Below are 10,576 nucleotides of genomic sequence, written 5' to 3' on the forward strand. Positions count from 1 at the left end.
CCGGTCCCGGTCACTCGGGAGCGGGCACGCTGGAGGCCGCGTCCGTCACCGGGTCGGCCACCGGCTCACCACGATACAGGCTTTCGAAGGTGCTGATCGTGGTCTGGATGTCGTGGGCGGCGACGATCCGGAGGGAGCCGTGCTTGAGCACATCGAGCTCCTCCTGAGGCATCGTCAGCACGCGCTCCAGCTTGTCCGCGAGGTCCTGCGCGTCGCCCGGACGGAACAGGTATCCGTTCTCGCCGTCGTGCACGAGGTGCGGCAGGGCCATCGCGTCAGCCGCAACGACCGGGAGGGCGGAGGCCATGGCCTCCATGGTGGCGATGGACTGCAGCTCGGCGATCGACGGCATCGCGAACACCGTGGCGCGGCTGTACGCCTCGCGCAGCTGCTGGTCGCTGACGTAGCCGAGGAACTCGACGCGGTCGGTGATCCCCGTCGTTTCCGCCATCGTCTGCAGGTTCTTGAGCTGGTCGCCGCCGCCGACGATCTGGAGGTGGGCATCCAGGGTGGCGGGCAGCAGCTTCATCGCCTTGAGGAGCACGTCGATGTGCTTCTCACCGGTGATCCGGCCGACGAAGAGGATGCGGTTCGCCGTGCGGGGCGTGAAGTCGGGGGTGTAGTTGTGGGCGTCGATGCCGCACGAGACGGCGTGGATGTCACGGAGACCGGTCGACCGCTCCAGGAACTCGGCCGCTTTGCGGGTCGGCGTGGTGACGGCCTCTGCGCGGTCGAAGGTGGGGCGGGCGTCCGCCCAGGCGAGCTTGACGAAGGTCTTCTGCAGGAACTTCGGCAGGAGGGTGAACTCCACGACGTTCTCGGCCATCACGTGGTTCGTGGCCACAATGCGGATCCCGCGCTTCTCGGCCTCCGCGGCAAGGCCCCGGCCGACGACGATGTGCGACTGGATGTGCACGACATCCGGCTTCACCTGATCGAGGACCCGGCGAGCGTTCGCTTTGCTGGTCCACGGGAGCGCGAACCTCAGCCAGTCGTGGGGGTACCAGCGCCAGCTGCGCAGGCGGTGCACCGTCATCTTCTGACCCTGGTGCTCCTCGACCCACGTTCCGTGCCTGCGGCTGGCCGCGGGCGCGACGATGTGCACGTCGTGCCCGTGCTCCACGAGTCCGGCGGCGAGGCGCTCCGCGAAGCGGGCAGCGCCGTTGACGTCGGGGGCGAACGTGTCGCAACCCATGACGATGGTCAGCGGCTGCTTGGCCGCGGGCACAGGGGACGTGGGATGCGGTCCGCTCGAATCAGGCACGTGGTTCGTTCCCTACGGTCGGGGGCTTCGGAAGGCGAATCCGGCGACGGTTTCGCGGTCCGGGCGTTGGTGGTGCCCGGTCGATTCAACGGCCTAGTCTAAGCCGCTTTCCCGCACGACGTCCGTAATACGGTCCGCCACCGGCGCGTCCGATGCCGTCTGCGGGTGGTATTTGGCCAGCTGGAACACCCCGAGGATGGCCACGACGCCGGTCAGCGCGAAGCCGAGCATGGCCCACCAGGGCGCGCCGGCGGCCTCGTCGAGCACCAGGATCCCGATGGTGACGGCCACCAGCGGGTCGATCACGGTGAGCCCCGCGATGACCAGATCGGGAGGCCCGGACGAGTAGGCGTTCTGGACGAAGTAGGCGCCCAGAACGGCCGCAGCGAGCAGTGCGACGATGGCGGCGACGAGCAGCCAGTCCCACTCCTGGTTGGAGATGCGCGCGATCGCGACCTTCGCGAGCGTCGCCACGAAGCCGTACAAGACCCCGGCGCCGACGATGTACATGATCGCCTTGAACCGATGCCGGAAGAACCCGAAGAGGACCCCGAAGGCCACCAGGACGACGGCGAGCACGATGAGGATGATGACGAGCGCCTGGCTCGAGACCGGCAGGTCGCGCGCGAAGACGGCGGCGAGGAGCACGAACGCGCCGACGCCGCTCACGCACAGGGTGACCGCGATCACGGACTGATGGTTGAGCTTCACGCCGCTGACCCGGGCGTTGAGGATGCTGGTGATGACGAGCCCCACCACGCCGAGCGGCTGAACGAGGATGATCGGAGACAGCTTGAGGCTGACCAGCTGGAAGACGATGGCGAGGCCCAGCAGCAGGGTCCCGATCACCCAGGAGGGCCGCGCGAGCAGGAGGCCGAGCTGACGACCGCTCAGTCCGCTCTCGGCACGACCGGCCGTGGACTCCACCTTGGCGACACCGTGGTGCTGGAGCTGGGCGCCGACGGACAGGAAGCAGGCACCGACGAGCGCGACCGGAATGCCCAGAAGCTGGCTGGGCTGATACGACAGGTCGAACGCGTGCATCAGTTCCGTACCCACTCCACGACCCTACAAGGAATGCTCCCGATAGTCTTGCCGAATGGCCGTCCTCCCGATTCGGATCACCGGTGACCCCGTCCTGCACTCCCCCGCCAGTCCCGTCGACGAGATCGACGACGACGTGCGGACGCTGATAGCGGACATGTTCGAGACGATGGACGAAGCCCCCGGCGTCGGCCTCGCCGCCCCGCAGGTCGGTGTCCCGCTGCGGTTGTTCGTCTACGGCTGGACGGATGACGACGACGCGCAGCATCGTGGCGTCGCCATCAACCCGACGCTGTGGCAGAGCCCACTGACCGTGGACGAGCTGGACGAGGACTCGGAGTCGGAGGGTTGTCTCTCCTTCCCGGGCGAGCGGTTCCCGCTGCGCCGGGCGGAGCGCGTGATCCTGCAGGCGACCGATCTCGATGGCGCCGAGTTCGAGGTGCGCGCGGACGGCTGGCTGGCGCGGATCTTCCAGCACGAGTACGACCACCTCGACGGCGTGCTGTATGTCGACCGGCTCGCGCATCCCTTCGGGAAGGCCGCGCAGAAGGCACAGCGCAAGAACAGCTGGGGTGTCCCCGGGCTGAGCTGGCTCCCGGGACGCGACCACCTGGAGGACTGACGCACGGCTCGCCGGGCCGCCAGGAGGCACCCGGCCGTCACGGCGGAGGCCGCCTCAGCGACGCAGGTCGACCCCGTGGACGCCGTTGTGGTGGCGGAGCGCCGGGAAGACTGCTGACAGGGTGAAGCCGATGCCCGCGACGGTCTGCGCGTTCAGCGTGCCGCCGAAAAGGGACGCACGCTCGCGCATCTCGATGATCCCCACACCCTCGTAGTGCTCGGTGAGCGCCCGGACATCGTCGGCGACACCATACGCGGTGGCCTGGTCGACGCCCTCGCGATCGAGACCCAACCGGCGGGCGGCCGCGCGGATGCCGTCGTCCTCGACGCTCACCTGGAGGCCGTCGGGCGTCCACGAGAAGGCGACGGCTGCATTCGTGCCGGCGCCGCCGTGCTTGAGCGCGTTCTCCAGGCTCGTCTGCAGGATGCGGAACACGGCGAGTTCTGCGCCCGGGCGCAGGTCGAAGCGCTCCCCGGTCTCGCGGAACGTGACTGCGAGCCCGGCATCCCGCATCACGCGGAACAGATCGCGCGCCGAGTGGAGGCTGGGCTGCGGAAGCGAGGCGTCCTGCGCCTCCCGCGCGACCGCCTGCAGGCGGCGGAGGTCGGCAAGCGCGTCACGGGCGGAGGTCTCGAGCACGCCCGCCGAGCGGAGAGCCGCCGCGGGATCCGCGTCCGCCGCGTAGCGGACGGCCTCGGCCTGCGTGACCAACCGCGAGACGGACTGGATGGCCACATCCCCGAGATCGCCGACGATGCGGAACCGGCCCGCCTGTTCTGCGAGGTCGAGCTCGCGGTCGATGCGGTCCCACTCCGACTCCTGCCGCGTGTCGCGGAGGCGGATGCGGCGGCTGCGCTCCCACAGCCAGAGGCCGAGGAAGACGAGCGTGGCAAGCCCCAGCGCGGCGGCGACCAGCGCGATGACGTCCATCTTCCGTCCCTTCCGCCGCACGGCTGCGCGACCCGGTCGATCCTATCGGGCTGCATGGCACGCCGAAGGGGCGGCGGCTCCACTCTGTGGAGAACTCCGCCGCCCCTCGGCTGTGCGCGATCCGGGCGTTCCTGGCCGCCTTCTGTCCGCGATGTCCGGCGTGCCAGGTCCGTCCTTGTGCCTCAGGCGCTGTCGCGGTTGGCGCGCAGCACCTCCAGCCGCGCCCGGTACTCCTGCTCGTCGATGTCGCCGTTCGCGTACCGCTGCGCGAGGGTCTGTTCGGCGGAGCGGGTGCTGCCATGAGGCCCCCAGCTGCCGTACCCGCCGCGAGCGATAGCCGCCCGGCGCCAGCGCCGCCCGAAGAAGCCGAAGATCAGCACGAAGACGAGGATCCAGAAGATCGGGATGAAGATCCACCACCAGCCGACGAACGGCGCGCCGTAACCGAAAGCGCACGGCGCTGCTGCGACGGCGGTGGCCAGTGAGCTGAGCATGATGTGTGTCCAATCCATGAGTGGCCCACGCCTGTCGCGGACCGTCACGGACAGCCTCGTCCGCAGGTGCATCGCGCGAATCCGCCGCCGGGAGCGATTGCGTGTACTCCCCCAGGAGCATGCGGGCCGCGTACGGGCGTAGCTAGCATGAGGAGATGCCCTGGAACGCGCCACCCGATCCAGGCGGCGGCGCGCCCGCGCATCCCGAGCACCCCCTCCCAGGCGCCGGCGACTGGCCCGGTCCGCCCTGGGCACGCCGCGGTCGTCCACGGGGGGCTCGCTGGTTCGTCGTGATCGTCGCGGCCCTCTTTCAGCTCCCGGGGCTCGTGTTCGCCTGGCATGACTCCGCCCACAATCCGGTGACCCTGGCCTTCGTCCTGCTCGCCTTCGTGGCCTCCTTCCTGCTCCTGCTGGCGAGAACGCATCCCGGTGCGACCGTCGTCGCGATCGCCGTGCTGACCGGGCCTGCGATCGCCGTGACCTCAGGGCCGCCGTTCGCGGCTGTGCCTCTCGCGTTCGCCGTCGTCAGCGCCGTCGTGCACGGCGCCCGCATCTGGGCATGGTGGACGATCGCCGGTTTCGCCCTCGCGGTTCCGGCCGCCGATTACCTGTTGCGCGGACAGGCGGGAGCGCTCATCCGTCCCCTGATCGTGGCGCTGGTTCTGTGCCTTCTCCTCGGGCTCGGAGAAGGTATGCGCAACCGACGGGAGCGCTACCGCGAGGTCGCCCGGGCGGTCGCCGCCCGGCGCGAGTCCGCCGCAGAGGCGGAGCGCCTGCGCATCGCGCGCGAACTGCACGACGTGCTCGCCCACTCCCTGTCGCAGATCAGCGTGCAGGCGGGGGTCGGCCTCCACCTCTTCGATTCCCGCCCGGAGAAGGCACGCGAAAGCCTGGAGGCGATCAGGTCGACCAGCAGCCAGGCGCTGGAGGAGGTGCGCGGCGTGCTCGGCTTCCTGCGTGGACCCGACGGCTACGCGGCGCGCTCCCCCGAGCCGGATCTCGCACGCATCCCCGTCCTCGTGGAGACCTATCGCAAGGCGGGGTTGCAGGTCTCCTACGAGTCCGAGCTGCACTCGACGCCGTCCGCGGCGACGCAGCTGGCGCTCTACCGGATCGTGCAGGAATCGCTCACCAATGCGGGGCGGCACGCACAGGCGACGAGGGTGACGATCCGGTTGGCCGAAAGCGAGGGCTCGTTCGTGCTCACGGTCCAGGACGACGGACGCGGCCTGCCGGAGGGCGTCTCGGCGGCAGACGCGACCTCAGGCGGAGCGACGGGCAAGGGAATGCTCGGGATGCGTGAACGCGCCGAGCTGCTCGGCGGAATTTTCGAGGTACGAACGCCCGAGGGCGGGGGCGTGACCGTGGAGGCGCGCATCCCGGCTGCATCGCGATCCGGGGGCACCTGGTGATCCGGGTCCTGCTCGCGGACGACCAAGTGCTGGTCAGGGCCGGCTTCCGCGCCCTGCTGGAGGCGGAGGACGACGTCGAGATCGTCGGGGAGGCCGGGACCGGCCAGGCGACCGTCGACCTGGTACGGCAGACGCATCCCGACGTCGTGCTGATGGACATCCGGATGCCGGACGGCGACGGACTGTGGGCGACGGGAGAGATCGTCGCCGACTCTGGGCTCGCCGGGACGCGGATCGTCATCGTGACGACCTTCGAGCTGGACGAGTACGTCGCGCAGGCGATCATCGCCGGGGCGAGCGGGTTCCTGGTGAAGGACACGGAGCCGGTCGAGCTCATCCGCGCTGTCCGTGTGGTGGCCGCTGGGGATGCGCTGCTCTCCCCCGGCGTCACACGGCGCCTGATCGAGCGCGTCTCGGGCGGGCTCCGGCCGGCGCCGGACTCCGCGCTCCTCGAACAGCTCACCGAGCGGGAGCGCGAAGTGCTGGCGCTCGTTGCGCACGGCCTCACCAACACGGAGATCGGCGAACGGCTCTACCTCAGCCCCCTCACCGCGAAGACGCACGTCTCGCGGATCATGACGAAGCTGGATGCGCGCGACCGGGTGCACCTCGTCGTCCTCGCCTATGAGACCGGCCTCGTGCAGCCGGGGTGGCAATAGGGCGTCCGACCGCAGGCGCCCCGCGCGGCCATTCGCCCGCACACGCAGAAACCCCCGGCCTTCCGCAGAAGACCGGGGGTTTCGAAGCTCCCCGACTTGGACTCGAACCAAGAACCTGCCGGTTAACAGCCGGCTGCTCTGCCAATTGAGCTATCGAGGAATGCTTGATCAGCGAAGCTACTCTAGCAAGCTTCGCGGGTGCTCGGGAAATCCGGCCAGCATCCCGCGCGCGTCGCCACTCAGTAGCCCGCGACCGGGTCCACCACTCCCACGAAGCGGCCATCGCCGAGGAACGCCTGCACGTTCAGGCGGACGCGCTCGGCCAGCAGCGGAGCCGTCATCTCGGGGGTGTCCGCCTGGTGCGGGGTGATGAGCACGCGCGGCTCGTCCCACAGCGGATGACCGTCCGGCAGCGGTTCCGGGTCGGTCACATCGAGACCCGCGCCCGCCAGAGCGCCCGAACGCAGGGCGTCGAGCAGCGCATTCGTATCCACCAGTCCGCCGCGGGCGATGTTCACCAGGTAGGCGGTCGGCTTCATCGCGGCGAACTCCTCCGGGCCGAAGAGGTGCCGCGTGCTTCCGGTCAGTGCAGCGGCCACCACCACGAGGTCGGCGGAGGGCAGCACGGACGTGAGCTGGTCGGCGGTCACCGTGCGAGCGGCTCCCTCGACCGGTTCGGACGAGCGGCGCACGATGGTCACGCGCACACCGAACGGCTCCAGCAGGCGCATCAACTCCCGGGCGATCCCCCCGGCGCCGACGATGACGACGTCCAGTCCGTACAGCGACCGCCCCTCCTGCTCGGTCGCCCAGGAACGTGCCCGCACCCGCTTCGGGATCAGCCGCAGCAGCGCAAGGCTCAGCACCAGTGCATGCTCGGCCACGGGTTGCGCGTAGGCGCCTTTCGCGCTCGTCCAGACCAGCCCGGGGCGGTCTTCCGACGCGATGACGCCGGCGAACGCATCCACGCCGGCGAACGGGAGTTGCACCCAGCCGATGCCCGGATGCGCCTCGAGCACCGGCGGGAAGGCGTTCGCATCCTTATAGGACAGCCACACCACCCCGCGAGTGCGGTCCGAGAGCGGCTCGACGGTCCCGCCGGCCGCTTCGACAGCCTGGACGAACTGCTGCTCGGGCTCAGGCAGCACGGCGATCGGGCCGGGCTCGGGTCGTTGGTCCGCCGGCACCGCCGCGACCGGATCGGCCAGGACGGCTCGATGGCGCGGAGAGCCCGCGTCTGCAGAATCCGACATCAGATCTCCTTCGTGCTCTTCGGCTGTGAGGTCGCGGCCACTGTGGTTGCGGGCGCCGTGGATGCTGCTGCTCGCCGCGTGTCGCGCTGCGGACGCCGCTCCGTGCGCTGCTGCGGCGGCTTCAGGGCGCGTGCGAGGCCGGCGACGAACGGATGCGTCGGGTCGGCGAGGACGTCCTCGATCGGACCGAACCCGACAGGCCGGCCGGCGTGCAGCACCAGCGAGGTGTCCGTCGCCCGCCGCAGGACCGCGAGGTCGTGGCTGACGATCACCGCCGAGAACTCGGGATGCTCGCGCAACTGGGCGAGCAGGTCGATCACCGCATCGCGCACCGTGGCGTCGATGCCCGCGGTCGGCTCGTCGGCGATCAGGATCCTCGGGCCGAGCACGAGGGCCCGCGCGAGCGCCACCCGTTGCCGCTGACCCGAGCTCAGCTGGTACGGGTACTTGTTCAGCACGCTCAACGGCAGGTGCACCGTGTCCAGCATGGTCGCGGCCCGCTGCCCCGCGAGGCGTCGCGAGTAGTGCTCGTCGCGCTCGAAGATGGGCAGGGTCACGTTGTCCTGCACGCTGAGCGTCGGCTCCAGAGTTGCGGCCGCCTCCTGCGGCAGGTACCCGACGTGGAAGGTCACCTCCGCGAGGTCGCGCTTGCGCGCCTTGCGCAGCGGATGACCGAGCACCGACGCCTCTCCGCCGGTGATCCGCGGACCCGGCTCGGATGCACGAGCAGGGAGCACCCGGCCCGCCAGCACCTGCGCCAGCGTGCTCTTGCCCGAGCCCGTCTCGCCGAGCACCCCGAGGACCTGCCCGTGCTCCAGACGGAAGTCGATCCCGCGCAGGGCGACACACGACGCGCTGGGGCCTCGCGCGGGGTATTCGACGGACAGGTCGCTGACGACGATGGCGGGCTCGGAACTCACACCCTCGACCCTAGGCGCTCTGCGACTGCAGGCGGTGCAGCGCCTCCCGCCGGTCGGCCTGTTCGATCGGGTCCGGCACCGGGAGGGACGCCAGCAGACGCTGCGTGTACGGCTCGCGAGGACTGCCGAGCACCTCGGCGCCCGTTCCCTCCTCCACGAGCTTGCCGCGGTGCAGGACGGCGATGCGGTCGGCCAGCAGGTCTACCACGGCCAGGTCGTGACTGATGAACAGCGAAGCGAACCCGAACTCCCTCTGCAGCTCGGCGAACAGTTCCAGCACGCGGGCCTGCACCGAGACGTCGAGGGCGGAGGTGGGCTCGTCGGCGATGAGCAGCGTCGGTTCCAGAGCGAGCGCGCGCGCCAGGCTGGCCCGCTGCCGCTGACCGCCGGACAGCTCGTGCGGGTACCGATCGCCGTAGGCACGCGGCAGCTGCACCGCCTCCAGCAGCTCGTCCACCCGGCGGCGCGCCTCGGCGGCCGACGATGCGCGGCCGTGCACCACCAGCGGCTCAGCCACGCATTCCGCGACTGTGAGCAGCGGGTTGAAGCTCGACGCTGGGTCCTGGAAGACGAAGCCGAGGTCGCTGCGCACCTTGCGGAACTGGCGCTCGCGCATCCCGTTCATCTCGAGCCCCAGCACCTGGAGGGACCCGCCGCTGACGCGGTTCAGACCGGCGATGGCCCGGCCGATCGTGGTCTTGCCCGATCCCGACTCGCCCACCAGTCCCAGCACCTCGCCGGGCCGGATGTCGAACGACACCCCGTCGACGGCGACGAATCCGGGGCGGCCGAGCCGGCCGGGGTACTGGATGCGCAGGTCGCGCGCCTGCACCACGGGCGCGGCGAGCGGACGCTCGGCCCGGGCGATCGCGCGGTCCTGGGTCGCCGCGAGACCTTGACCGATCTTCGGAACCGCAGCCAGGAGCTTGCGGGTGTACTCCGCCTGCGGGGCCGCGAACAGCGTGCGCACCTCGGCCTGCTCGACCAGCTTGCCCTGGTACATCACCGCCACACGGTCGGCCAGGTCGGCGACGACGCCCATGTTGTGCGTGATGAGCACGATGGCGGCGCCGAACTCGTCGCGGCAGCGGCGCAGCAGGTCGAGGATCTCGGCCTGTACCGTCACGTCGAGCGCCGTCGTCGGTTCGTCGGCGACGATGAGTCCGGGATTCAGCACCAGCGCCATCGCGATGACGATGCGTTGCTTCTGGCCGCCGGAGAACTGGTGCGGGTAGTACTTGACGCGCTTCTCCGGCTCCGGGATGCCGACGCGGTCGAGGATCTCGATGGCCTTCGCCCGCGCCTCCTTCCTCGACAGCCTCCCGTGCGCGCGAAGGCCCTCCGCGATCTGCCAGCCAACCGGATACACGGGGTTCAGTGCCGTCGACGGCTCCTGGAAGACCATGGCGACGTCTGTGCCGCGCACCTGACGCAGGCGCCGCTTGTCGATCGAGATGACATCCGCCTCGGTCGCGCCGTCGCGGCTGCGCAGGATGACGGCTCCGGACGCAGTCGCCGTCTCGGGGAGCAGGCCCAGGATCGTCTTGGCCGTCACCGTCTTGCCCGAGCCGGACTCGCCGACGATGGCGAGCACCTCCCCCGGCGCGACGGTCAGGCTCACGCCGTCGACCGCTTTCACGGCACCGGCGTCGGTGGAGAACGAGACCGAGAGGTCTTCGATCTGGACGACGTCGCTCATGGGCGCACCTCGATTCCCTCGTCGCTGAACGATCCGCCCGGTTCCAGGCCGTCGACACCACCGGGACCGGCGGCGAGGACGCCACCGGGGACGACCGATGTCTCGGCGACCTCGCCCGACGCCGCTGCGGCCCGCCGACGACCGCGCAGGCGCGGGTCGGCCAGGTCGTTCAGGCTCTCGCCGACCAGCGTGATCCCGAGCACCACCAGCACGATCGCGAGACCCGGGTAGATCGAGGTCCACCAGATGCCGCTGGTGACATCGTCCACGGCCTTGTTG

10 protein-coding genes, 1 tRNA gene and 1 pseudogene are annotated in these 10,576 nt (G+C 70.3%); 3 read left to right on the plus strand and 9 right to left on the minus strand.

Going from position 1 to position 10,576, the window contains the following annotated elements; translation table 11 throughout:
* Positions 1–10: 10 nt before the first annotated feature.
* Together ACPYOG_RS06025 and ACPYOG_RS06030 are read right to left on the minus strand one after the other, a co-directional pair.
* On the minus strand, positions 11–1,264 hold the full coding sequence (locus ACPYOG_RS06025) for a glycosyltransferase (protein ID WP_481293341.1): 1,254 nt from the start codon (positions 1,262–1,264) through the stop codon (positions 11–13).
* A 93-nt stretch (positions 1,265–1,357) separates the two neighbouring features.
* The gene (locus ACPYOG_RS06030; RefSeq protein WP_481293342.1) at positions 1,358–2,323 is read right to left on the minus strand and encodes a DMT family protein; all 966 of its coding nucleotides are present in this window, start codon (positions 2,321–2,323) and stop codon (positions 1,358–1,360) included.
* A 40-nt stretch (positions 2,324–2,363) separates the two neighbouring features.
* Here ACPYOG_RS06030 and def point away from each other — a divergent pair, with 40 nt between their 5' ends.
* A complete protein-coding gene (def, locus tag ACPYOG_RS06035) occupies positions 2,364–2,930 on the plus strand; it encodes a peptide deformylase (RefSeq protein ID WP_481293343.1) in 567 nt (188 codons plus the stop codon).
* 54 nt (positions 2,931–2,984) lie between these two features.
* Here def and ACPYOG_RS06040 read toward each other — a convergent pair whose 3' ends face one another.
* Together ACPYOG_RS06040 and ACPYOG_RS06045 are read right to left on the minus strand one after the other, a co-directional pair.
* Complete coding sequence (locus ACPYOG_RS06040) at positions 2,985–3,860, minus strand: sensor histidine kinase (RefSeq protein ID WP_481293344.1); 876 nt, start codon at positions 3,858–3,860, stop codon at positions 2,985–2,987.
* 182 nt (positions 3,861–4,042) lie between these two features.
* Positions 4,043–4,354, minus strand: a complete 312-nt coding sequence (locus tag ACPYOG_RS06045) for an SHOCT domain-containing protein (protein WP_481293345.1) — start codon at positions 4,352–4,354, stop codon at positions 4,043–4,045.
* Positions 4,355–4,509: 155 nt separating this feature from the next.
* Between ACPYOG_RS06045 and ACPYOG_RS06050 the strand changes: the two genes are divergently transcribed.
* Positions 4,510–5,766: a sensor histidine kinase gene (locus tag ACPYOG_RS06050; RefSeq protein WP_481293346.1), complete on the plus strand. Its 1,257-nt coding sequence runs from the start codon at positions 4,510–4,512 to the stop codon at positions 5,764–5,766.
* On the plus strand, positions 5,763–6,425 hold the full coding sequence (locus tag ACPYOG_RS06055; protein WP_481293347.1) for a response regulator: 663 nt from the start codon (positions 5,763–5,765) through the stop codon (positions 6,423–6,425). The genes ACPYOG_RS06050 and ACPYOG_RS06055 overlap by 4 nt, the downstream gene beginning before the upstream one ends.
* Before the next feature lie 87 nt (positions 6,426–6,512).
* Here ACPYOG_RS06055 and ACPYOG_RS06060 read toward each other — a convergent pair.
* The 5 genes and pseudogenes from ACPYOG_RS06060 to ACPYOG_RS06080 form a co-directional block, all read right to left on the minus strand.
* A tRNA-Asn gene (locus ACPYOG_RS06060) sits at positions 6,513–6,585 on the minus strand.
* A 79-nt stretch (positions 6,586–6,664) separates the two neighbouring features.
* Positions 6,665–7,678: a D-isomer specific 2-hydroxyacid dehydrogenase family protein gene (locus tag ACPYOG_RS06065; protein WP_481293348.1), complete on the minus strand. Its 1,014-nt coding sequence runs from the start codon at positions 7,676–7,678 to the stop codon at positions 6,665–6,667.
* A complete protein-coding gene (locus ACPYOG_RS06070) occupies positions 7,678–8,598 on the minus strand; it encodes an ATP-binding cassette domain-containing protein (RefSeq protein WP_481293349.1) in 921 nt (306 codons plus the stop codon). Before ACPYOG_RS06070 ends, ACPYOG_RS06065 begins: the two co-directional genes overlap by 1 nt.
* Before the next feature lie 10 nt (positions 8,599–8,608).
* Positions 8,609–10,297, minus strand: coding sequence for an ABC transporter ATP-binding protein (locus ACPYOG_RS06075; protein ID WP_481293350.1), 1,689 nt, complete (start codon positions 10,295–10,297; stop codon positions 8,609–8,611).
* Positions 10,294–10,576, minus strand: a pseudogene (locus tag ACPYOG_RS06080) (ABC transporter permease); the annotation flags it as partial. The gene ACPYOG_RS06075 and the pseudogene ACPYOG_RS06080, both read right to left, overlap by 4 nt.

Source organism: Leifsonia sp. HAY1-4F (assembly GCF_056755275.1).

Excerpts from the sequence above, each read along its gene's own strand:
- ACPYOG_RS06045 (WP_481293345.1), bottom strand. The coding sequence starts at position 4,354 with ATGCTCAGCTCACTGGCCACCGCCGTCGCAGCAGCGCCGTGCGCTTTC.
- ACPYOG_RS06075 (WP_481293350.1), bottom strand. The coding sequence starts at position 10,297 with ATGAGCGACGTCGTCCAGATCGAAGACCTCTCGGTCTCGTTCTCCACC.
- ACPYOG_RS06065 (WP_481293348.1), bottom strand. The coding sequence starts at position 7,678 with ATGTCGGATTCTGCAGACGCGGGCTCTCCGCGCCATCGAGCCGTCCTG.
- ACPYOG_RS06050 (WP_481293346.1), top strand. The coding sequence starts at position 4,510 with ATGCCCTGGAACGCGCCACCCGATCCAGGCGGCGGCGCGCCCGCGCAT.
- ACPYOG_RS06040 (WP_481293344.1), bottom strand. The coding sequence starts at position 3,860 with ATGGACGTCATCGCGCTGGTCGCCGCCGCGCTGGGGCTTGCCACGCTC.
- def (WP_481293343.1), top strand. The coding sequence starts at position 2,364 with ATGGCCGTCCTCCCGATTCGGATCACCGGTGACCCCGTCCTGCACTCC.